General features: G+C 68.4%; 24 protein-coding genes. 23 read left to right on the top strand and 1 reads right to left on the bottom strand.

The genetic code is table 11. The features are described 5' to 3' along the window. Positions 1-11 precede the first annotated feature (11 nt). The 19 genes from FOY91_RS06760 (at position 12) to FOY91_RS06680 (ending at position 19,946) form a co-directional block, all read left to right on the top strand. Positions 12-659 (top strand): hypothetical protein, encoded by a 648-nt coding sequence (locus FOY91_RS06760; RefSeq protein ID WP_145149399.1) that lies wholly within the window; start codon positions 12-14, stop codon positions 657-659. Further along, positions 592-2,709, top strand: a complete 2,118-nt coding sequence (locus FOY91_RS06755; RefSeq protein ID WP_238995285.1) for a phage terminase large subunit family protein — start codon at positions 592-594, stop codon at positions 2,707-2,709. The genes FOY91_RS06760 and FOY91_RS06755 overlap by 68 nt, the downstream gene beginning before the upstream one ends. 11 nt (positions 2,710-2,720) lie before the next feature. Next, the gene (locus FOY91_RS06750; RefSeq protein ID WP_145149397.1) at positions 2,721-2,915 is read left to right on the top strand and encodes a phage head-tail joining protein; all 195 of its coding nucleotides are present in this window, start codon (positions 2,721-2,723) and stop codon (positions 2,913-2,915) included. Position 2,916: 1 nt separating this feature from the next. Continuing rightward, complete coding sequence (locus FOY91_RS06745) at positions 2,917-4,470, top strand: phage portal protein (RefSeq protein WP_145149395.1); 1,554 nt, start codon at positions 2,917-2,919, stop codon at positions 4,468-4,470. 14 nt (positions 4,471-4,484) lie between these two features. Beyond that, a complete protein-coding gene (locus FOY91_RS06740; RefSeq protein ID WP_145149393.1) occupies positions 4,485-6,479 on the top strand; it encodes a prohead protease/major capsid protein fusion protein in 1,995 nt (664 codons plus the stop codon). A gap of 89 nt (positions 6,480-6,568) precedes the next feature. Next, positions 6,569-6,910 carry a DUF2190 family protein gene (locus FOY91_RS06735; protein ID WP_145149391.1) on the top strand — a complete coding sequence of 114 codons (342 nt, stop codon included), beginning with the start codon at positions 6,569-6,571 and terminating at the stop codon, positions 6,908-6,910. A gap of 58 nt (positions 6,911-6,968) precedes the next feature. Further along, the gene (locus FOY91_RS21585; RefSeq protein ID WP_162527162.1) at positions 6,969-7,136 is read left to right on the top strand and encodes a hypothetical protein; all 168 of its coding nucleotides are present in this window, start codon (positions 6,969-6,971) and stop codon (positions 7,134-7,136) included. Further along, the gene (locus FOY91_RS06730; RefSeq protein WP_145149389.1) at positions 7,136-7,438 is read left to right on the top strand and encodes a head-tail joining protein; all 303 of its coding nucleotides are present in this window, start codon (positions 7,136-7,138) and stop codon (positions 7,436-7,438) included. Before FOY91_RS21585 ends, FOY91_RS06730 begins: the two co-directional genes overlap by 1 nt. Then, the gene (locus FOY91_RS06725; protein ID WP_145149387.1) at positions 7,435-7,869 is read left to right on the top strand and encodes a hypothetical protein; all 435 of its coding nucleotides are present in this window, start codon (positions 7,435-7,437) and stop codon (positions 7,867-7,869) included. The genes FOY91_RS06730 and FOY91_RS06725 overlap by 4 nt, the downstream gene beginning before the upstream one ends. A gap of 15 nt (positions 7,870-7,884) precedes the next feature. Next, the gene (locus tag FOY91_RS06720) at positions 7,885-9,123 is read left to right on the top strand and encodes a hypothetical protein (RefSeq protein ID WP_145149385.1); all 1,239 of its coding nucleotides are present in this window, start codon (positions 7,885-7,887) and stop codon (positions 9,121-9,123) included. A gap of 10 nt (positions 9,124-9,133) precedes the next feature. After that, positions 9,134-9,706 carry a hypothetical protein gene (locus FOY91_RS06715; RefSeq protein WP_145149383.1) on the top strand — a complete coding sequence of 191 codons (573 nt, stop codon included), beginning with the start codon at positions 9,134-9,136 and terminating at the stop codon, positions 9,704-9,706. A gap of 122 nt (positions 9,707-9,828) precedes the next feature. Beyond that, positions 9,829-9,987, top strand: coding sequence for a hypothetical protein (locus FOY91_RS21580; RefSeq protein ID WP_162527161.1), 159 nt, complete (start codon positions 9,829-9,831; stop codon positions 9,985-9,987). Next, entirely contained in the window at positions 9,987-10,643 is a 657-nt protein-coding gene (locus FOY91_RS06710; protein WP_145149381.1) for a DUF6441 family protein, read from the top strand. The genes FOY91_RS21580 and FOY91_RS06710 overlap by 1 nt, the downstream gene beginning before the upstream one ends. Before the next feature lie 19 nt (positions 10,644-10,662). Continuing rightward, a complete protein-coding gene (locus FOY91_RS06705) occupies positions 10,663-13,737 on the top strand; it encodes a coiled-coil domain-containing protein (protein WP_145149380.1) in 3,075 nt (1,024 codons plus the stop codon). Then, entirely contained in the window at positions 13,737-14,099 is a 363-nt protein-coding gene (locus FOY91_RS06700) for a hypothetical protein (RefSeq protein ID WP_145149378.1), read from the top strand. Before FOY91_RS06705 ends, FOY91_RS06700 begins: the two co-directional genes overlap by 1 nt. A 4-nt stretch (positions 14,100-14,103) precedes the next feature. Further along, positions 14,104-14,925, top strand: a complete 822-nt coding sequence (locus tag FOY91_RS06695) for a hypothetical protein (RefSeq protein WP_238995284.1) — start codon at positions 14,104-14,106, stop codon at positions 14,923-14,925. After that, positions 14,925-16,910 (top strand): hypothetical protein, encoded by a 1,986-nt coding sequence (locus FOY91_RS22305; RefSeq protein ID WP_238995283.1) that lies wholly within the window; start codon positions 14,925-14,927, stop codon positions 16,908-16,910. The genes FOY91_RS06695 and FOY91_RS22305 overlap by 1 nt, the downstream gene beginning before the upstream one ends. Before the next feature lie 2 nt (positions 16,911-16,912). After that, positions 16,913-17,497 (top strand): hypothetical protein, encoded by a 585-nt coding sequence (locus FOY91_RS06685; RefSeq protein WP_145149376.1) that lies wholly within the window; start codon positions 16,913-16,915, stop codon positions 17,495-17,497. 28 nt (positions 17,498-17,525) lie between these two features. Further along, complete coding sequence (locus FOY91_RS06680; RefSeq protein WP_145149374.1) at positions 17,526-19,946, top strand: Calx-beta domain-containing protein; 2,421 nt, start codon at positions 17,526-17,528, stop codon at positions 19,944-19,946. Between the two features lie 13 nt (positions 19,947-19,959). On the opposite strand, the gene FOY91_RS06675 is transcribed toward FOY91_RS06680, so the two are convergent. Further along, positions 19,960-20,178, bottom strand: a complete 219-nt coding sequence (locus FOY91_RS06675; RefSeq protein WP_145149372.1) for a hypothetical protein — start codon at positions 20,176-20,178, stop codon at positions 19,960-19,962. 451 nt (positions 20,179-20,629) lie between these two features. Here FOY91_RS06675 and FOY91_RS06670 point away from each other — a divergent pair, with 451 nt between their 5' ends. From FOY91_RS06670 to FOY91_RS06655, 4 genes are all read left to right on the top strand, one after another. Next, positions 20,630-21,805 carry a hypothetical protein gene (locus FOY91_RS06670; protein WP_145149370.1) on the top strand — a complete coding sequence of 392 codons (1,176 nt, stop codon included), beginning with the start codon at positions 20,630-20,632 and terminating at the stop codon, positions 21,803-21,805. A 126-nt stretch (positions 21,806-21,931) separates the two neighbouring features. After that, positions 21,932-22,141, top strand: coding sequence for a hypothetical protein (locus FOY91_RS06665; RefSeq protein WP_145149368.1), 210 nt, complete (start codon positions 21,932-21,934; stop codon positions 22,139-22,141). 2 nt (positions 22,142-22,143) lie between these two features. Beyond that, a complete protein-coding gene (locus tag FOY91_RS06660) occupies positions 22,144-22,335 on the top strand; it encodes a hypothetical protein (RefSeq protein WP_145149366.1) in 192 nt (63 codons plus the stop codon). Then, positions 22,335-22,514 carry a hypothetical protein gene (locus tag FOY91_RS06655; protein WP_145149364.1) on the top strand — a complete coding sequence of 60 codons (180 nt, stop codon included), beginning with the start codon at positions 22,335-22,337 and terminating at the stop codon, positions 22,512-22,514. Before FOY91_RS06660 ends, FOY91_RS06655 begins: the two co-directional genes overlap by 1 nt.

Below are 22,514 nucleotides of genomic sequence, written 5' to 3'. Positions count from 1 at the left end.
GGTTGCCACCTGTGAGCGATCTCGTCTCGGTGCGGCAGTTCGCGAAGCTGGACGGATGCAGCCACACCCTCGTCGGGAAGGCAATTCGCGAAGGAAAACTGCCGCTTAGCGCCGACGGGCGGCTCGATCCCGCGCTCGCCGGCAGCGGCTGGCGCAAGCAGAACCGGGGTGGCAACCCCAGTGGCAACACCGCGAAAGTTGCCACGCCTGTTGCCACCCCCGGCAAAGCGAAGACGCCGGCAGCCGCTGCGCCCAAGCGAGCCCCGGTCATCGCCTTCTCCGACGCGCTCGAGGATGGCGACACCGTCGTCGAGGACACGATCGACTTCATCGCCGAGGTGCTGGCCGGCCGCTTCGTGCTGACGGGCGATGCCGAGCGGGTGAAGGAAAACGCGCTCGCCGCGAAAAACCTGCTCGCTGCGCGGAAAGAGGCGGGCGACCTCGTCGATATCGAAGTCGCCGAGGCCATCCTGTTCGAACAGTCCCGCCAGTTTCGCGATGCCTGGATGAACTGGCCGGCGCGGGTGGGGCCGATGATCGCCGCCGAGCTGGGCGTGTCGCCCGACGCGGTGGTGGAGGCGCTGAACAAGTATGTCCAGCAGCAGCTCCAGGATCTCGGCGAGCCAGAAGCGGAGTTCGCAGAAGCCGGCGAAGGATGACCGGCTGCGGCGCGCTTGGCGCCGCGGCCTGACCCCTCCGCCCTACATCAGCCTGCCCGACTGGGCGGATCGTTATCGGCGGCTCGCGAAGGAGGCGGGCAGCACGTCGGGCAAGTGGCGGACGTCGACCGTCGAGGTGGCGCGCGGGGCGATGCTAGCGGTCACCGAACCCGGCGTTCACGTCCTGACCGCAATGGTTTGCACGCAGCTGCTCAAGACCGCGTTGCTCGAGACGATCGTCGGCTATCACGCCCACGTCAAACCCGTGCCGATGCTGCTGGTGCAGCCGAAGGAAGCGGCGGCCGAGCAGTTCTCGAAAGAGCGGATCTCGCCCATGATCCGGGCGACGCCGGTGCTGCGCGAGCTCATGGGTTCGCGCAAGACGCGCACGGCCGAGGAGACGCTGCTCTACAAGGGTTTCCCCGGCGGCTTTCTGGCACTCGCCGGCGCCGGTTCGCCGGACAACCTCGCCCGCCGGCCCGTGTGCATCACGATGTACGACGAGGTCGACAAATACGTCCTCACCCGTGAGGGCGACGCGATCGGGCTGGGCGACGAGCGGCAGGCCACGTTCTCGGAATATCTTTCGGTCCGCGTGTGTTCGCCGACGATCGAGGGTGAGAGCCGGATCGAGGCCAGCTACATTTCCGGCGACCAGCGGCAGGCGTCGGTCGAGTGTCCCGCCTGCCGGCATCGCCAGTTTCTCGATTTCTTCCGCCACGTCGAATGGGACAAGACGCTCGACGAGGCGGGCAACGTCGTCGCGCACCATCCGCGCACCGCCCGGATCTATTGCGAGGCGTGCGGCGTCGGCTGGGACGAGGGCGCGCGGCTCAGCGCGATCTCCGGCACGGCATCGACCATCCGCTGGCACCAGACGAAGCCTTATGCGTGCTGCGGCCAGCATCACGACCCGCTGGCTGACTATGAAGAGGCGTGGCGCGGCGGCGTCGATGATCCGGTCGCGGCGATCTGGGACTGGTGGGCGGGGCCGCGCCACGCGGTCTACCGGGTCCGATGCCCTGACTGCGGTAAATGGCCGGTCGATAACGAGCATGCCAGCTTCACGGCGGGCAAGCTGTTCTCGCCTTGGCCGAAGGACGCACCGCCGAAGCAGGCGACGAAGTGGCTCGACATGAAGGACGACCCGGACCAGCGGGTGGTCTTCGACAACACGCAGCGCGGCCGGCCGCACCGTCGATCGACCGGCAAGGATCTAAGCGCCGAGAAGCTGGCGGCGCGGGCCGAGAGCTGGCCGGGTGAGATCCCGGACGGTGCCGGCCTCGTGACCGTCGGCGGCGATACGCAGGACGATCGCGTCGAACTCGAGTTTGTCGCGTGGGGCGCGAACGAAGAAAGCTGGACGATCGCCTTCGTGGTGATCGACGGCGACACCGCGAGCCTCGCGCTATGGGAGCGCGTCGACGAGCAGCTGTTGCGCACCTTCCGCCGGGCGGACGGCCGGGAATTCGGTGTCGAGGCGGCGTGCATCGATTCGGGCGGCCACCGCACCAATGAGGTCTATGCATTCGCCAAGGCGCGCCTCGCGCGCCGGATCTGGGCGATCAAGGGCGCGTCGGAGAAGAACGGGCAGCGCGCGCCGGTCTGGCCGACGGTCAAACCGTCGAACCGCAAGCGGTCGCAGTACAAGCCCACCGTTATCGGGGTGAATGCCGCGAAGGATACGATCCGGGCGCGACTGGAAGAGGTCCACGAGCCCGGACCGGGTTTCATGCACTTCGATGCTCGTCGGGAGCTCGCCTGGTACGAGCAGCTCATCGTTGAGCGGCGCGTGCTGAAGGTCGTTTCCGGATCGCGCTTCACCGTATGGGAATGCCCCAAGGGCAAGGCGAACGAGGCGCTCGACTGCCGGGTCTATGCCTATGCTGCCCTGCAGGGCCTGATCCATTTCGGCCTGCGGTTGAACGAGCGGGTCGAGCAGGTGGCGAGCCGCTGGATCGCCCAGGCGGCGCCTGAACCCGATGCAGCTGCCCCGCCGGACGCGTGGGTGCAGTCCGACGCCGCCGGCAGCGGCGAAAGCTGGTTATGATGGAGGCGCACATGGCGTTCACGACGGCTGACGCCGAAGCGCTGCGCACGGCGATCGCCACCGGCGCGATGAAGGTCCGCTATGCCGACGGCCGCGAGGTAACCTATCGGTCGCTGGCCGAGATGCGCGAGATCCTCCGCATGATCCAGGCCGACGTGCAGAGCGACGCCGGCGCACGGTGCCGCACCTCCGTGGCGTCGTTCTGACGTGACGTGGCTCGACCAGGCCATCGGCTGGCTGTCGCCCGGTGCCGGTGAACGTCGCATTGCGGCGCGCCGGCGCATCGATATGCACGGCCGTGCCTACGACGCAGCCAAGCGGGATCATCGCACCGCCAGCTGGCAGGCCGGCGGCACCGATGCGAACGCCGAGGTGGGCGCCAGCGAGGAGATCGTCCGAAACCGCTGTCGGGATCTGCTGCGCAACAACGGCTGGGCGCTTCAGATCGTCGACACCTTCGCCGACCATGTCGTCGGCACCGGCATCGTCGGTGCGCCGACCGGGCTGAAGGGGCGCAACGCCAAGAAGGTCGCGGCCAACTGGCGCGGATGGAGCGAGGCCTGCGACCACGACGGCGACCATGACTTGAACGGCCTGCTCTGGCTGTCGACGAAGGGCATGGCGGAATCGGGAGCGGCGATCATCCGCTTCCGGCGCCTGCAGTTCGACGCCAGCGTGACGGTCGCGCCGCTGCAGCTGCAGGTGATGGAGCCCGACTTCCTCGACCCACTGAAGAGCGGTTCGCTGAACGGTGGCGGCTATATCGATCGCGGCATCGAGTACGACGGAAAGGGGCGCAAGGTCGCCTACTGGCTGCTGCCGGCTCACCCGGGCGACGTCGCCCAGTTCCGCAGCCGCTCGATGCAGAGCGAGCGCGTACCGGCGAACGAGATCGTTTACCTCTACAACAAGCTGCGCCCCGGGCAGGACCGCGGCATGCCGCTGCTAGCGCCGGCGGTGATGACCCTGCGCGATCTGCGCGGCTATCTCGATGCCGAGCTGGTCCGCAAGCGCATCGCCTCGTGCATGGCCGGTTTCATCACCGAGAAGGAGGGCGACAACGGTGTTGCCCTGACCGACCCGAAGACGGGTCAGGCGCTGGCAAAGAAGTTCGGCCGCCTCGTCGAGAAGTTCGAGCCGGGCATGATGACCCGCCTGTTCCCGGGCGAGGATATCACGATGGCGACCCCGCCGAACGCGCCGGGGATTGCCGAGACGGCGCAATATTACCTCCGCGAGGCGGCGGCCGCCGCAGGCGTGATGTACGAGCATGCCACCGGCGACTTTTCGGGTGTGAACTACTCCAGCTGGCGCGCCGGCCATCACGGGTTTCGCCGCCGCATGGAGCGGATCCAGTGGCTTGTCGTCGTGCACAAGCTCTGCCGCGTCATCGCGCAGCGCTATCGTGAGGCGGCACTCGCCGCGCAGCTGCTGCCGGCGGCGAACTTCGGCTGGCGCTGGACGCCGCCGGGCTTCATCTCGGTGGATCCGTACAAGGATGCGCAGGCCGATCTCGCCAACCTGCGGATGGGCAAGGTGACGCTGAGCCAGCTCGTCGAGGAGCGCGGGTACGACTATCTCGAGTTCCTCGCGCAGTATGCCGAGGACATTGCCGCTGCCGAGACCGCGCTGGGTGCCGGCGTCATGTTCGACGGCGATCCGCGCAAGGTGATGAACCCCGCCAAGGGCGACAACACAGGCGGCGGGAAAAAGGCCGACGAGGCCTCCAACGACAGCACCGACGCCGCCGACGCGGCCTGACCCCGGAGATCGCAATGACCCAGCCGAACGCCGCGCCACCGGCCACCGAAACGCGTGTCGACGCACAAATGGTCACCCGCCAGCTGCTGATCCGCAGCGAGACGTTCAATCCCGAGGCGAACACCGTCGATGTCGTCTTCACCACCGGCGCGCGCGGCACGCGCTTCTCCTGGGCACGCTACGAACAGATCGACGAAGAGCTGTCGACGGATGCCAGCGCGGTCCGCCTCGATCGCCTGAACCGGGGCGCGCCAGTCCTCAACACGCATCGCAGCTACGAGCTTGCCAACCAGATCGGCGTCGTCGTGCCGGGCTCGGCCCGCATGGAAGGCGGCGAGGGTATCGCGACGCTGCAGCTCTCCAGTCGCGATGACGTCAAGCCGATCGCGGCCGACATCGCTGCCGGCATCATCCGCAACGTGTCGGTCGGCTACCTCGTCCACACCTTCGAGATCACCGAGAACGAGGGCCAGCGCGCGCTTTATCGCGCCGTCGACTGGGAGCCCTACGAGATCAGCTTCGTGCCGATGCCCTTCGATGTGGGCGCGCAGGTGCGAAGCGCAGAGCCCGCGCAGGGCGGACACCCCTGCATCATCCGCCGCACTTCGCCGGCAGCCCAGGAGACCACTATGACGACTGCGCCTACGCAGCCGACCGGCGATAACCCGGCCGATCCCAGCACTCGCGCCCCCGACGCGGTGATCGATGTCACGCCGACGAACGTAACGACCCAGCAGCGGCAGGCGCCCGCCACGGTCACCGTCGCGGCGATCCGCACCGCCTCGCGCAACGCCGGCCTGACCGACGATGCGACGTTCGAGCTGATCGAGCGGCACGAGGCGACGCCGCTGACCAACGACGCGCTGATGGCCGATATCGGCCGCCGCTTCGCCGAGCGCGACAGTTCGGCACCGACCAACAGCCGGATTTCGGTGACGCGCGATGCCGGCGACACCCAGCGCCGGGGCATGGAGGAAGCGATCCTCCACCGCATGACCCCGCGTGGCCAGCTCGCCGAGGTCGGCCGCGCCTATCGCGGCATGTCGCTGCTGCGCATGGCCGAGGAGCATCTCGCCGCCGCCGGCGTCAACGTGCGCGGCATGTCGGCCAACGAGATCGCCGAGCGCGCGCTGCACACCAGCAGCGACTTCGCCAACCTCGTCGGCAATGGCCTGCACCGCCGCCTGCGCGCCGCCTACGACGAGAACCAGCCGAGCTATCGCCTGTGGGCACGGCGCGCGCCGAACGCGCCTGACTTCCGCAGCATCGACATCGTTCAGATGTCGGCGATGCCGGACCTCGTGAAGACCAATGAGGCAGGCGAGTTCCGGTACGGCACCGCGACCGACGGCAAGGTCAGCTACGGCATCGCAACCTATGGCCGCATCATCGCCTTCAGCCGGCAGCTGCTCATCAACGACGACCTGCGCGCGCTCGAGCGTGTCGCCACCGGCTTTGCGGCCGCCGGCGCCCGGCTCGAGAACCGGACGGTCTATGCGCAGATCACGTCCAACCCGGTGATGCCGGACGGGATCCCGCTGTTCCACGCCGATCACGGCAACCTTGGCACCGGCGCGATCTCGCCGACGTCGCTGGCCGCGATGCGCAAGGACATGCGCCTGCAGAAGGGGCTGCAGAAGGAGGAGCTGAACCTGATGCCCGAGCACCTGCTGGTGCCGGCCACGCAGGAGCAGCTGGCCTACCAGTACACGAGCTCGCAGTTCGTGCCGGCCAAGGCGACCGACGTGAACGAGTTCCGCGCCGGCGGCCGCACCGCGCTCGATCCGGTGGTCGAGGCGGTGCTCGACGGCAACTCCACCAGCGCCTGGTACGGTGCCGCCTCGAACGCGCAGGTCGACACGGTCGAATATGCGTACCTCGAAGGCTCCGAGGGCGTGCAGATGTCGAGCCGGATGGGCTTCACCGTCGACGGCGTCGAAATGAAGGCAAGCCTCGATTTCGCGGCTGCCGTCATCGACCACCGCGGCCTCTGGAAGAGCGCCGGCTGATCGCCGGCTCTGCCGCCGCCACCATAATCTGACGACGCGCAGGCGGCCGGTAAGCCGCGCCGCCTGCGCCCTGCTTCGGGAACCGAGACATGGCCAAGAACTATCGCCACAAGGGCGACACCTGCACCTTCACTGCCCCCTATGCCGTCGCCTCCGGTGGCGGCTTCCAGGTTGGCTCGCTGTTCGCCGTTGCCCAGTCGGATGCCGCCCAGGGCACGCCGGTCGAGGGTGACGTCGTCGGTGTCTGGACGCTGCCCAAGAGCACCGCCGCTAGCACCGACTTCACCGCCGGCACCAAGCTCTACTGGGACAACACCGCCAAGCTGGTGACCAAGACGGCGGGCTCGAACCTGCTGATCGGCGCCGCGCTCGGCGATGCCACCGTCGCCGATGCAACCTGCGCGGTCCGCCTCAACGGCGTGGCCGCCTGATCCCGACCATCGTCGCGGCCGGGCATCCTCCCGGCCGCGATCGCATCGAGGCACGCCCATGACCCTGATCCACCTTCACGGCCCCGCGCTCGACAAGCGCGGACACTATCGCGACGCCGGCACCGATCTGCTGGTCGGCTCCGCCGGCGATGACGACGTCACCGAGGAAGCCGCAGCCGAGCTCGTCGCCGACCTGCGCGCCGTCGAGCCTGCCGAGGCCGAGTGATGGCGGACCCGTTCGCTGTCGGCCTGGCCGCGATCGACGCAGTGATGCGCAAGCCGGTGCTCTACACCGGCGGCGGGCTCGTCTCCGCGCCGATCACGGCGATCTATTCCGACACGAGCGGGGCGCCCTTCAACGGCCCGGGCAACACCGTCCGGCAGGTGAGCTTCGAAATCGAGCAGAGCGCGCTGCCGCAGCGGCCGCGCAAGAACGACGTCATCGAGCGCGCCGGCGTGCGCTGGAAGGCGAACGACATCACCGACCGCGACGATATCGGCCGCTGGGTCGTGGTGGTCGTTAAATGACCGCCGCCCGGTGGCAGATCATTGCGGCGGCCGAGGCGCGGCTGGCCGCGATCGCCGGCATCGCGTGCATCGAGATCAACCCGAGCGGTGACCCCGATGCATACCCCGCGCTCGGCCTCCACGATCGCGGGCATCGCGTGATCGAGGGCGAGGCCGGTGCGACGCGGTACGTGCTGACGCTGATGGTCGACGGGTTCGTCCAGGGCGAGGGCGTCGACGGCGCAACGCTGAGCGCGCTCTATGCCGACGTCGTCACCGCCCTCGTTACCGAGACGCCGTTCGAGGAGCTGCCCGGCGCCGTCGAGAATGTCGACGAGGTCGATACCGATGTCGAGATCGCCGAGCTCGCCTCCGAGCGCCGGCTCGGCTTCGCCACCTCGTTCGAGATCCAATTTTCCACCCCCCGCGGCGATCCGTCGCGCTTCGCCTGATTCGAGGAACCCGACATGGCCGATCCCATCATTCGCCCGAAAAACGTCCTGGTGATGTTGAAGCTGGAAGCGACGGAGGGCACTGACGCGACCCCGTCCGCCCTGCTCGACGCCATCCCGGTCGAGGCGGACTCGGTCGAGTACAACGCGCCGTTCGCGATCGAGCAGTCGAACGAGGCGACCGGCTCGCTGGTGGCCGGTGCGCCGCTGGTGATCGGGCAGGCCGCAACGATCAGCTTCCGCTCCAAGCTGAAGGGCGCCGGCAACAACGTCGCCTACACCGCCAGCGTGAAGCCGCCGTTGCACCAGGCGCTCCAGGCGTGCGGGCGGCGCGGCCAGTTCACCGCGGCAATCCTGAACGAGACGGTGAGCGCCGGCACGTCGGTGACCGCGACCCTGTCGTCGGCGTTCCTCGCCGCGCAGGCCGCCTACCTCGGCATGCCGCTGCGCGTTGTGAGCGGCGCCGGGGCTGGCACGACGACCATCATCCTCGACTACAACGCCGCCCGACGTGCCGAGATCAACGATATCTTCGCGCCGCCGATCGACACGACCAGCGTGGTGACGCTGCCGGCGAACTGGACCTATGCCGGCACCTCGCCGCGTGACGTCGCCTCCCGTCTGACCGATCATCCCTCGGGCACGATCTACATCAACGAGGATGGCGTGCTGCGGAAGTTTGTGGCGTGCCGGGGCGTCGTGAACCTTACCGGGCAGAGCGCGCGACCGGGCTTCGCCGAGTTCAGCTTCACCGGCATCTACGTCGGCAAGGCGGACATCGCGATCCCGAGCACGATCGTCATCGCCAGCCATTCCGGTCCGACGCTCGTGCAGGGCACGAGTGGATCCTTCGCGGTATCTCTCGGCCGCAAGCCGCTGCCGATCTCGCAGTGGACCCTGTCCAACGGTGGCGACGCGATCGAGTCCCCGGATGATCCGAACACGCCGCAGGGCTATGGCCCGGGTGTGATCGGTGGCCGCGTGCCGACGCTGGCGCTTGATCCGCTCGCGACCACCGTGGCGGCGCGCAACCTCGATACCGACATCGGCGCCGGCAACCGCCTGCCCGCCGTGCTGCGCGCCGGCACGATCCCGGGCAACAGCTGGTCGCTGACGCTGCCCAAGGGCCAGCCGGTGAGCGCGGATCCGACCAAGCGCGGCAACCTGCGCGCCGAGCAGGTGGGCATCCAGGCGATCGGCGCCGGTTTCGACGCGTACACGCGCGACACCGAGTCCGTGCTCTGCTTCTACTGAGGGAACGACCATGATCCCGATCTCGACTACCGAGCCGGCTCGCTGGACGCCCCCGTGGCGCGCTGCTGCGACGCCGGTGCCGGTCTACCTGTTGCGCGCCGCCGGTGTGGTGGAGCGTGAGCTGATCGAGGCCGAGCTCGCTGGCGAGCATCGCGCCGGCGCGGTCTATCCGTTCCAGCTGCGCGCCGCCTTCACCGCCGGCGTGCATGCGCTGATCGGTGAGACGGCGCCCGAGGATGCCGAGCGGCTCGTCCAGCTGATCGCTCAGCGTGATGCGGCCGAGGGCGGCGAGGCGCTGTCCGACGACGAACTGGCGCTGATCGCGGCAGCCGAGCAGGTGATGACGGAGCATTATCCGGCCTATCGCGCGCTCATCGCGCAGGCGCAGCGTCGCGAGGCGCTGGCGCCGGTCGTTGCCTTCCAGCGGTTGTGTGTCGGCTGGGAGAACGTCTCGGCCCCCTACGCGCGCGACTGGTCCGGGGTAACGCCGGCGGCGATGGCGGCGATCGACCCGTTCGAGCTGCGCGTCGCCGGCCGTGCCGCCTACAACATGCTCTACGCGGGCGCGCAGTCGGGAAACTGAGAGCGGCGCTGGCGTGCCGGCGGCGCCCGCGCGACTTCGAGTATGACGCCGAGGCTTCGGGAGGCTGGTGGATCGCCGGCACCGTCTGGAAGCGGAACCCCCTGACCCAGATCCCACGTGGCGTGTTCAGCGTCGTCGACCTGTGGTTCGCCACGCGCGCGCACGGCGGGCAGATGGGCGGGCGGATCCTCCCCTGTGCCGGCGCGATCGCCGACCAGCCGGCGGCGCTGATGGACGCCTTCATGCTGCTCGACTCGTTCGCCCGGGAGGAAGAAGCCTGATGCCGAACATCCTCGACGCACTGACGATCGATTTCGCCAAGCTGGGTGCGGACCGCAAGCGCGTCGAGAAGGCCGTCCTCGAGGCAGAGCGCGCAGCCGTCGCCGGTGTCGGCAAGGATGCGGAGCGCGCGCTCGAGGCGGCGACGGCGGCCGGTGGCCTCGGCAAGCTCGCCAAGGCGTGGAACAGCCAGATCTACCCGAAGACGGGCCTCGCCCAGGGGCCGGCCGTGCTGCTCTATCCCAAGGGCGGCGACCGGACCAAGGGTGCGATCCGTGGACAGGTCGAGGGCGGCCGGATCGGCGCCCGCAGCGGCCAGACGATCGCGGTGCCGACCAAGGCGGCGGCGCTGAGCCTGCGCAAGCGGCGGCCGACGCCTGCCGAATGGGAAGCGGCGACAGGGATCAAGCTCGTTCCGGTCGAACGGCCAGGCAAGCCCACGCTGCTCGTCGCCGCGGGGATTCGCCTGACCAAGGCTGGCCGGGTGCGCGGCGCCAGCGCAACGGCCATCCAGCGTGGTCGCTTCGCCTCGGCCGTGATCTTCGTGCTCGTGCCCAGCATCAGCCTGCGGTCGCGGTTCTCGGTAGAGGGCACTCTGCGCCCGTATGGCGCCCGGGTTGCGAACGATTTCGCTCAACGCGCCAGCCGCATCGCCTGATCGACCGAAGGAGAGCCCGATGCCATCAGTCGACATCGTCGCCCGCCTTAAACTGGCCGGTGAGCAGTTCTCCTCCGAGTTCACCCAGCGGATGGACCGGATCGAGAAAGAGGCGACGACCGCCTCGGCGCGAGTGAGTGGCGCGTTCGAGAAATTGAAGGGGCTGGGCGGCATCACAGTTGCCGGCCTCGGCGTCGCGGCCTTTGCGGCAGCAGCGCAACGCGCACTCGACTATGCGTCGAGCCTCGGTGAAACCTCCCAGCAGCTCGGTGTCACGACGCGCGACCTCCAGGTCTATCGCTATGCCGCCACGCAGGTGGGGCTAGGGCAGGAGGAGATGGACAAGTCGCTTGCCAAGCTGACGGTCCAGCTCGGCAAGGCATCGCTCGGGGCCGAGAAGCCGTCGAAGGCCTTCGCCGCTCTGGGTGTCGAGGTTCGCGATGCCAGCGGCCACGTGAAGACGGCCGGCCAGGCCATCCCCGAACTGGCCGACGCGATCTCTAAAATCGAGGATCCGGCCCGTCGTGCCGCACTGGAAGTGGAGCTGTTCGGCAAGACCGGCCAGAAGCTCGACACGCTTCTCGCCGGGGGCAGCGCGCAGATCAGCGAACTTGCGGCGAATGCAGCCCGCCTTGGCTTGGTGCTCTCCGACAGCGTGATCGCACAGGCCGATGAGGCGGCCGACAAGATCAGCGAGATGCGGCAGGTGCTCGATGCACAGTTCGCGAACGCGATCGCCCAGAACGCCGGCGCGCTTGTCCTCCTCGCCGACGCCGCCACCCGCGTTGCCACTAGCATGCCCGAGGCGATCCGTCAGGCGACCGGGCTTGCCCGGGTGCTGCAGAACGAGGGGATCGTTGGTTATCTGCGGTCGGACAAGGCTCGTCTCGATCAGGCATCGACGCCGCGGGGTTACGCCCAGGCGAAGATCTCCGATTATCGCGATGCCGCCGACGACTATAATCGAGCGAAGGCCGGCGGCGGATCACAGCCTGCGGTCGACGCGCGTCTGGCGCGAGCGAGGAAGCTACGGGCCGACGCGATCGCGGCCGTCGCCATCGCCGACGCGCAGGATCGAGCCGCCGCCGCACCCAAGCCCACACCTGCTGGTGACGGCATCGACTCCTTCTTGGCCGGAGCGTCGCCCAAGCCGAAGTCGGCCGGCAAGTCCGACGCGCAGCGCGAAGCCGAGCAGCGCGCCAAGGACGGCGAGCGGGCTTCCAAGGCGCTCGACGAGCAGATCGCCAAGGCGGACGATCTCGCCCGTATCGAGCAGACCCGCCTCCAGTACGGTGATCGCGAGGCCGACGCGCAGGAGGCGGTCGCGCGTGTGCGGGATCAGAACCGCGATATCGTCGAACGGACCGTGCCGCAGTTGCAGGCCGCCTATGGCTGGACCGAACAGCAGGCGCGCGCCGCTCTCGATACCGTGCGGGCGCTTGAAGATCAGGCCGAGCTCACCTCCAAGCAAGCGACGGACGCGAAGGCACTGGCTGCTTCCGCGCAGGAGCGGGCGAAGGTCGAGGAGGACGCGGCGCGGGAAACCGAGCGCCTTCAGGATGAGCAGCGTCGCCGCCAGGAGGAGACCGTGCGCGGCCTCGCCGACTTCTACCGCGATGCGTTCGAGGGCGGCTCCGGGTCGATCTGGAAGACCTTCAAACAGATGGGCCTCGACGCGATCAGCGAGATCGCGGCGCGGTACACGCTGGCGCTGCTGAGCGGAAAGAGCACTGATCTTGGATCGATCGTCTCGTCGGCCTCGGGAACAGGATCGCCACTGGGCAGCCTGATCGGCGGCCTCGGGTCGATCGGCGGATTGCTGAAAGGTGGCAGCTCGGCGGCTGGCGGCATCAACAATGTCGCCCAGACCCTCGGCATCGCCAGCAGCGGCGGCACTGCGGCCGCCGGCAGTGGCTTGCTCGGCGGTCTCGGTGGCGCCGGCTCGGCATTGTCGGCGGCAGCGCCCTATCTCGCGGTCGCGGCAGTCGCGCTTCCGGTTATCTCCGGCCTGCTGAAGAGCACGAAAAAGGGTTCGGCGACGATCGGGTTCACCGGCGGGGATCTGGGCGTCACCTCGACGACCGGGAGCAGCGCCAGGTTCAAGGCGGCCGCCGATACCGCCGCCGGCAGCGTCATCGCCGGGCTGCAGAACATCGCCGATCAGTTGGGCGGCACTCTCTCGGGCAGCCCGTCAGTCTCGATCGGCGTGCGCCATGGCGACTACCGCGTCGACACCAGCGGGTCGGGCAAGACCAAGATCAAATCCGGCGCGATCGACTTCAACGACGATCAGGAAGCGGCGGTGAAATACGCCATCGCCGACGCGCTGAAGGATGGCGTCCTTACCGGCGTCAGCGCTGCCACCAAGCGGTTGCTGGCGGGCGATGGCGACATCGACGAGCAGCTGGCCAAGGCGGTGCAGCTCGAAAGCATCCCGAAGCTGCTGAAGGCGCGCCTCGATCCGGTCGGCGCCGCGGTCGACACCGTGAACGACAAGTTCGCCGCGATGGTGAAGGTGCTCGACGAGGCGGGCGCCTCGGCCGAGCAGCGCGCCGATGCAGAGAAGCTCTACCGGCTCGAGCTGGACGAAGCCAAGGCGAGCGCGAAGAGCGCGGCCGCCAGCCTCGAGGAGTTCCTGTCCGGGTTGAATGCGGGCAGCGGCTCCACGCTATCGCTGCGCGACCAGGAGGCGTCGGCGAAGGCGGCGCTCGACCCGTACCTCGCCAAGATCGACGCCGGCGTCTCGATCGATCAGCAGGCCTATCTCGCCGCTGCGCAGACTTTTCTCGGGGTCGAGCGCGAGCTGCACGGATCCACGCAGGCCTTCTTCGACGCGCAGGCGGCGATCCAGGCGGCGACGGGCAAGGCGATCAGCACGATCGAGAACGCCACGCCGATCAGCGGCAGCTCGGCCGACCCGTTCGTGAAGGCGACGGCCGCGGCGGCCGAGAAGACGGCGGCGGCCGCGCAGACCGGCAACGAGATCGCGGACACCCAGACCGACCTTCTCCGCCGCATCGTCGAGGCGCTGGAGAGCGGCGGCAGCGGCGCGGGGGTGAGCGCCTTCTTTGCCGATGCACGGGGGTATGCCTGATGCCGTTCGATCCCGCGCTCGATGCGCCCGGCCTGCGTGAGCAGACCGTCGCGACCTGGTCCAACCCGTCGATCTCGCTGCGCTACCCCTCAGCGCGCGACGCGCAGGCCGATCCGGCGGCCGGCTTCTTCGACACGATCGTCCACGCGCAGGTGATGGTGGACGCGCGCGCCGTGCTGCTCGGGGTCGAGCGGCGGCGCTTCGTCGTCCTGGCGCAGGACGTCATCTGGCTCGATCCGTCGCTCGGCCTGCCGAGTGTCACGCTGACCGATGCGGAGCAGGGCGCCGGCGGCACCTTCATCGTCACCCGTATCGAGGTCAATCTCGAGGCGGGCACCACCACCCTCGAACTGTTCGGGTGATCTGATGGCGCACGCATGGCTCATGCGCCCCCTGCCGATGGTGGTGCTGTCGCCGCTCGGCGCGACGGTGGGCAGTCCCTCCTATCTGGCGAACGACTACCTCGGCGTCGTCTGGGGCAACGCGGGCACCAGCATGGTCGATACTGGCAGCGGGACTTCCTATCACCTGATCGACTTCGATCTTGGCAAGGACACCCTCGTCGACACGATCATCGCGCTCGGCATGACCAGCCTGCCTGTCGACTCGATCGCACAGGTGTGGGCCGCGACCTCGGCGCAGGGGCCATTCAGCGGCGACGCCTGGATCGGCCCGAGCTTTCAGCCCTATGCCGGATCCGCGCAGTTGCCGAGCGGCGAGCTGACCTTGCAGTGGAGCGCGCCGCTGAACGGCACGCCGCCGATCGCGCGCTACTGGCGGATCCTGATCTACTCGACCACGCGATTCTACTTCCAGATGCGGCGTGTGCTGATCGGCCGCCGGTTCTCGCCGGCGCGCAACTTCTCCAACGGCGCGGCCTTCGGGGTCCGGGATCTCGGGACCGCAGACTTCTCGCGGCGCGGGGTGCTGTTGCGGACCCGGGGCGCGAAGCTGCGCACGGTCGGGCTCACCTTCTCCAGCCTCTACAAGGATGAGCTGGAAGAAAAGCTGCAGCCGTTGCTGGAGTATCTGGGCAACACCGAGATGCTGGCGCTGATCACCGATCCGGATCCGCACGCGCAACGGTCGCGCCGGACCTTCTACGGGCAGCTCGTCGGCGAGGTCGGCAGCATCCAGCGCCGCGCCGGCGCCTGGCAGGCGGCCATCAATCTCGTGAGCCTCATGTGATGCTCGGCGTCGTAGTCCAGATCGACGGATACGATCCTGTCGCCTCCGCCCCCGTGACGCTGCGCATGGCGAGTGACGACGATCAGCGGCTCTGCGAACTCGACGGGCAGACCTGGTGGCCCGTGCTGACCAAGCTGCCCGCGCTGGCCTATGACCTGTTCGACGGCAGCTTCGCCGGCCAGATCGCGGCGCCGTCGTCCAGCCTGTCGTTCGCGATCGAGCCGTGGTCGAACCTCGCCCGCTACATGCTCGCCGACGCGCGCCTGCGGCTGTGGACCGGCGAGATCGGTACGGCCTTTGGCGAATGGACATTGCGGGCTGACGCGCGCGCGTCAGCTCAGCCCGGCATCGCGAACGGCGTGGCTGATCTCGGCTTCGCGGTCGATGATCGCTGGCTCGATGCGCCGCTGCTGCAGCCCTATGCCGGCACCGGCGGCGCCGAGGGCATCGCCTCGCTGAAGGGGCAGGTGAAGCCACTGGCGCTGGGGCAGCCCCGCTATGCGGCCGGCGTGTTGATCGACCCGATCAACAGCGTGTTCCAGATTTCCGGCTACGGCCGGATCGAGGCCGTCGAGATGGCGCTGGAACGGCTGGCGCGGTTCGGCCCGCCGGTCGCCAATTACGCCAGCTACGCCGACCTGATCGCCGCCGCGATCCCGCGTGGCCGGTGGGCGACGGCGCTCGATGTCGGGATGGTCCGCTTCGGCGCGCCGCCGGCCGGGCAGGTGTCGTTCCTCGTGCGCGGCGACAACGTCTATGGCTGGGTGCGCGCGCCCGGCAGTATCATCACGCGAATCGCGACGATGGCGAATGCCGGCAACAAGCTCGACATCGCCTCGCTGGTCGCGCTGAACGCCGCCCGGACCTATCCGATCTCGGTCAACCTGATGCAGCAGGCGACGGCGCGCGACCTGGTCCAGCAGATCGCCGCCAGCCTCAACTGCGTCGCCGGCGTCTCCTGGCTGGGCAAGCTGTTCGTCGCGCCGGTCGCGATCGGAACGCCGGTGCTGACACTGGCGGCCGACGGTGCCGCGCTGCCGCCGGTCGCCTCGGTCGAGCAGGTCGCGATGGGTGCGCCGTGGTGGCGGCTGGCGATCGGCGCGGAACGGACCGAGACGGTCCACGCGCTGGGCGATGTCGCCTTCTATGCCCCGCTGGTGGATCTCGGCGCCTATGTCGCCGGCACGACCTACCGTGAGGGCAATCTCGTCCAGGCGCATGGCTCGACGTGGGCATACATCAGCCCGACCCCGACGGCGGGCAACGCGCCGCCGGCGCCACCCTCCGAAGGGGACGGGTTCTGGAGGGTGCTGGCGAGGCAGGGGACGGCAGGCACGCCGGGCGACCCCGGTGCGCCCGGTGCACCTGGCACGCCCGGCGCACCGGGGTCGCCGGGGGCGCCGGGCGCTCCGGGTGGCCCTGGCCGCGATGCCGTCGTGTTTCGACAGGATGCCGTGCCCACCACCATGATCGAGGGCGACACCTGGTATCAGCCCACCCCGAAGAAGTTTTGGCGCTTCACCGGCGGCGCGTGGGAGCAGCTACTGGGCGATGTCGCCTCGCTGGCCATCATCACCACCGCGTACATCGACGATCTGTCGGTCGGCACCCTCAAGATCGCCGGCAACGCCGTCACCCGGCGGGCGGCGGTGCAGCTGGGGGCGCCGATAACGGGCGGCACCGGGCCTCAGACCGCGCTGATCTATACCCTCGTGCTGCCCTACGGCGCCGAGGTGATCCTGACCGGCAAGGGGTCGAACAGCTATTCGGGCAGCGTGCCGTCGTTCGCAGCGACCCTGGCCGTCAACGGCGTCGAGCTGGACGGGACCAGCGCGGGCGCGAGCGTCTACGCGACCGGTTTTCCGCTGGCAGGCAAGGTGTGGCTGCCCGGCGGCAGCCACACGATCAGCATGGGCTGGGAGGGCGGATCCTCGGGCATCCAGCTGACCACCGCCACCCTGATCATCGACGGAGCCATGAGGTAGCCATGCTGTACGGTCTCGGAAAACCCGGCCAGCGCGTGCGGCAGTTCGTCGACGCCGGCGTCGCGGACATGCGCTACCAGGTGCGGGACGGCGAAACTGCGATCCCGGCGGATAGCTGCGCGCCCGCCATGATCTCGATCGACGGGACGACCCTGAAGGTTGCCGCGGTGGCCGAGGATCCGGCGGCGGTCGAGGCGCTGCTGCTCGCGTCGATCGATGCGGCAGCGGCCGAGGAGCGGCGGCGCTGGCTCACCGTCGCGCCCGGGCAGGCCGACGAGTATCGCGAGACGTGGGCGGAGGTGCAGGACTTCCGCTCCCTCGGCGCGACCCTCGCGCAGATACTGCTGGCGCTGGCACAGATGTCGGCCACCGCGCAGCGTGCCCGCTTCCCGTTTCTGTTCGCCGAGGCAGATGCGTCGGGGATCAGTCTTTCAGAAGCCGCGACCCGCATCGAGGCCGCCCGCCAGATCAGCCGGGAGTCGCGCGCGCTGATCAAGCGCAAGCGCCGCAGCGCCAAGATCGCGGTGAAGGCCGCCACCAGCATCGTCGCCAAGAAGGCGGCCGCCAAGGTCAACTGGAGCGCCTGAGCGCATCCCACCCCACCGGAGGACGTACATGAAGAAGATCCTGCTCTGGGACCCTCGGTTCCCGGATCGCACCCCGCTGGCCATTGTCGTCAGCAACGCCATCGCCACCGCGATCGCCATCGACGGCACCGGCGCGGTGCTCCCCGAGGTGGTGCTCGGCATCGCCCGCATCGGTGGGGATACCGGCGCAGCGCCCGACCTGCCGGCGATCGCCTTCACCGTTTCTGCCGTCCCGATCGCCGAGGGCGATAGCGGCACGAAGACCGTCACCCACCGGCTGAACGTCGTGCGCAACGGCGTGACGGGGCCGTTGGTGGCGAACCTCGTCTACACCGGCACCGCGACCGCCGGCAGCGACTATATCGCCTCGCCCGCATCCGCGACGATCCCGGCGGGGCAGGATTACGTCGACTTCACCACCACGATCAACGGCGACACCGTGGTCGAGCCGGACGAGGCGATCATCATCACCGCGACGCTGGCGGCCTATCCGGCGGTGGTCGCATTCAAGACGATCACGATCGGGAACGACGACGCCTCGATTCCGATCAACCCCGGCTCGCCTTCGGGGGACCGCACGGCCAGCTTGACGAGCCGTGCGCAGCTGCCGGACGGTGCCGCGCCGGCCAACGCCGGCTTCGGCTTTCCGTGCACCGGGCTTGATATGGCCTCTGACGGCACGTTCTGGGCGGGCCACGGCAGCGCCGCCCCGGACGCCAATACCGGAGTCGTGAAGCTCAATTCGGCCCTGACGGCGGTCACCGCCCAGATCACGACGGCTCAGCTGGGGCTTCCGGCCGGCTCGGTTCAGGGCGTGACGATCGACGATAGCGACGGCTCGCTATATTTCATTCTCGTGAACTTCACCGGGCCGGTGACCTACATCGTCCATTGCACGGCCGCCGGTGTGCTGATCAGCAGCACGCAGATCGGCACGTCGATGAACGGCATCGCCTACGACAACCAGCGCGACTGTCTGATCGTGCTCTACGACAGCGGCAATATCCGGTGGCAGGACAAGTCCGCGCCGCACGGCGTCCTCACCGGCGTACCGGCCTTCGCAGCCGCCGGCAGCGACAACGATCAGCTGTTTTATGATCCGACCCGCAAGGAGCTGCTGGTCACGGGCGGAGCGAACAACGTCAATGGCACCGTCGATGTCTACAACGTCGCCAGCTCCACCCAGACCCTGCTCGGCACGATCACGCTCGACCAGTGCCTGGCGATAGAGGGCATCGTCCGTCGGGGCGACGACCTGATCGCGCTCTCGGATCAGAAGACCCACCCCGGCAGCAACGGCTTCAACTTCAATCAGGTCGACGTCTACGCCAATGCCTTCCTGCCCGGCGTGCCCAGCTTCACGCTGGCCAACGCCAGCGCCGCGGAGGGGGGTGCCGCTGGCTTCGTCCTCACCACCAACCGGAACGGCACCGGCGGAGACCTGACGGGCACGTGGACGGCCGTGATGAACGGCACGGCCGTCGCTGCCGACTTCCCCGGCGGGACGGTGCCCAGCGGCACGTGGACGATCCCGAACGGGTCGAACACCACCACGATCTCCGTAACATCGTTCGACGACACCACGCAGGAGTCGAACGAAACCTACGGCATGTCGGTGAGCTACAGCAGCGCCGTGGTGGCGACCGGCACCGGCACGATCAACGACAACGACGCTCCTGCGGGCAGCTACCAGGCCGAGTCCAATGCCCTCTTCGCACGGATGGCAACTGCGCCGGACACCACGCGCAAGGGCAAGATCGATGACCTGATCGTCGCCCTGAAGAACGGCGGTATCTGGTCGAAGCTCGATGGCCTGTACGTCATGGCCGCGCACGCCCAGCAGGCGGCGTTGCTCAACTGGACGGGCGCCAAGGCGGACGCGACCCTTATCGGAGCTACGCCGCCGGCGTTCACGACCGACAAGGGTTTCACGACGGACGGTGCTGCCAACTACATCGATTACGGATGGACGCCTGCCGGCGGCACCAACTTCCAGCAGAACAGCGCGGGTATGGGGCTGTGGATCAACAACAATGCCGCCATGTCGAACGGCACGGCCTGCCTGTCGGTGGCCGTCTCCGGACAGCCGATCGCCCTGAACCCACGCGGCTCGACGGGCAACTCTGCCTACCGGATCAACCAGTCCGCCGCTTCGGGCGGTGCAACTGGCCGGCCCGACAGCCGGGGAAGCTGTTCGGTCAGCCGTACCGCAGCCAACGCGGCGCAGATGTACACGAACGGCGCGGTGAGTGGGTCGCCGGGCACGGCAGCCTCCACCGCGCCCGTCGCGTCCAACTTCCTCTCCGGTGCCGGCAACAGTCCGCTCGTCTACCAGGCGCAGGGCTTCGGCATGGCGTGGATGGCTGCCGGACTTACTGCGAGCGAGCATCAGGCGCTCTACGACGCGGTCAGCACATACATGACCGCCGTCGGCAACCAGGTTGCCTAGGAAGCCACGATGCCTACCCAGCCAGGCTGGACTGCTGTTTTTCGCGACGCCGGGCGGCACGTCTCTGCTCCAACTTTTCCGCACGCCCGTGCATCCACTCGGCGAAAAACAGCTCTTGCTGAACCCCAAAAAGCTTATCGCTTAAGTGGCCAGCATACTCCTTGTCCGGGCACGCATCGATCTCGTCCAGAAGGTCGAGCTCTTCCTCATGCAGTTGTGTCAGATGATCCATTACCGGGCTTCCTATTGAAAAGGCTGTTGTTTGACGCGCGGCAGACGCAGTCGGCAGCCCCGATCGGGAAGATGCACAGCGATGCCCCCGGACCAGCAAGGCCATCAGTCCGCACTTCGAAATACGCGGACCCGTCACCGGACCTTGTCCCTGCGTCTTCGGCAAATCCAGTCAATTCCGGATCTGACCACACGAGTTGTCTGGGAGTTGATAAGAAACTGGTCACGACTGTGCCCTGTGGGAGCCTACCTGCACACCGAGCCTGCAATTCATCCAAACGGTGCCCGGCCACGGCGGTGACATAAAGCGATGAGGCAAGAGCAAACGCTGCGCCGCATCCAAACCATAACTTCATCCGACGCTCCCCCTGCGGTGTCCGTTTTGCGGGACCGGAGCTCCACCTTTGCAAGAGGAAATGCTGTTGCGCAACATTCTTGGATTATCTGCTTTGATGGCAGTCATCTTGCCCACCCCTGGCCTTGCTTTCGAGCAGATCCACACCTCGCCAGTCGAACTGGTGGACAGCACCCCCGCCACCCCCGGCATCGTCATCAGCAAGGCTGTGCTGGTGCCGCCGGTGGCGAAGGGCAAATCGGTCAAGTCCTGCGGCAAGGCAGGCGCGTTGTGGGCCTACGTGCTGCTGACCGACGAGTGCCCGGCGGCGGCACTGGCGACCGCTGCACCCGTCAGCCTCCGCCCCGTCGTCAATCCGGCCCCGCCCCGCGACGTGACCGGCACGATCACGAAGACGGCGGCGAACATCGGCAGCGGCGGCCGGATCAGCAACGCCAGCGTGGCGGGCATGTCCGTCCTGTCGCGCACCAAGGCCCGCGTGATCGACGGCTACACGTTCGAGGATCTGAACCTCACCGGCTCCACCTTCATCTACCGGGCCTTCACGTATCAGGACGGCATCACGAACCCGGTGTTCCGCCGCATCCGCTCGATCGGCGGCGGCGCAGGCGGCATCCTGCTGCGCAAGAACATCGGTGAGGCGCTGATCGAGGACGTGCGCATCGAGGCGGACCCGACGAAGCCGAATACCAGCCCCGGCGATGTGCCGGAGGGCATCAGCCTGTGCTGCCGGGGCGACGCGGACACCGGGCACGCCGTGCTCCGCCGCGTGTGGGTCCAGGGCATCCGGCACGAGCCGAAGGGCGGGGGCTTCAGGAACGGGGACGGCCTGCTGGTGGCGAACCACTTCTCCGCCGACGTGACCGACAGCTATTTCGGCTGGAACAGCGATGCGGGCGTGGATCTGAAGCCCGCCACGGTGCGCGTCGACCGCGTGATCCTGGAAGGCAACCGCCGGGGCATGAAGGCATGGTCCAGCCAGTCGCACGGCCTCGTCTGGTTCAAGGACAACGGCCAGCCCGGCAGCGGGGCCGCGGCGGACCTTCAGGTCCAGGGTGATGCGGGCAAGCGCAACCGCGTGACGTTCGACACGCTGGTGGTCGAGCGGACGCAGGGCGCAACCTACCCGGTCGTGCAGGTCGAGAACGGTCAGGCCGATGTGTACGCCACCCGCTGCCTGTTCATCGGGGTGCCGAAGGGTACGCCGCTGATCGTCGCGGCCGGCAAGGCCAAAGGGTCGACGTTCAGCGGCGGTCCGGGCTGCGCGCTGTGACGAGTTGAGGCGGAGCAGGACGCAACGCGCCCCGCCTCGCCGGCCGCCTCGCACGAATGTGTTGAGAAATTGTGACGAGCGGCGCGGCCACGCCGCTAGCCCTCGGGGGAGGATACCATGAATGAGATGAGCATCGTCGGCCAGTTGGCCGCGTCGTTCGGCGCCCCCGGGTTGCTGGTGGGCTTCATGATCTGGGCAAAGCAGGTCGACCGCGCCGACCGGCGAACCGAGGTCGGCGACCGACTGGATCACGACAAGGCCCGCCTCGAGGCGGACAAGTCGATGGCATCGAGCCTTGCCGCCCTGACCGCCGTCATCCAACAGCTGGGGCGCTGATCATGTGCCAGCAGTCCGACGCGCTCCAGCAGCTGACGGCGGCGGCAAACGCACTGACGCGCGCCTGCCACTGCCGGATCGAGGCCATCTCGGTCTCACTCCATCACGCCTACGATCGCCACCTGGGCGACCCGATGCCCGCTGACATGGTGACCATGCTCGGGCTGATCGACAGCCGGCAGGTCAGCCTGTGATGCCCGCCGATCGCGCGCCGATCGACGCGTTGGCCGCCGGCGTGCTGGGCGTCGCGTGCGTGATTGATGAGGCGGCCGCCGGGATCGACGCCGCCTTCGCGGCCGAACTGCGCGCATGCCATGGCGTCCCGGAATGGGATCGGCCGATGCCGATGCACCTTCAGCCCCACGACGTCTGA

The sequence above is a fragment of the Alterirhizorhabdus solaris genome, from assembly GCF_007785815.1.
Classification (GTDB): Bacteria; Pseudomonadota; Alphaproteobacteria; order Sphingomonadales; family Sphingomonadaceae; genus Alterirhizorhabdus; species Alterirhizorhabdus solaris.
Note: the sequence above shows the minus strand (reverse complement) of the source record. Positions and strands in the feature narration are given on the sequence as shown.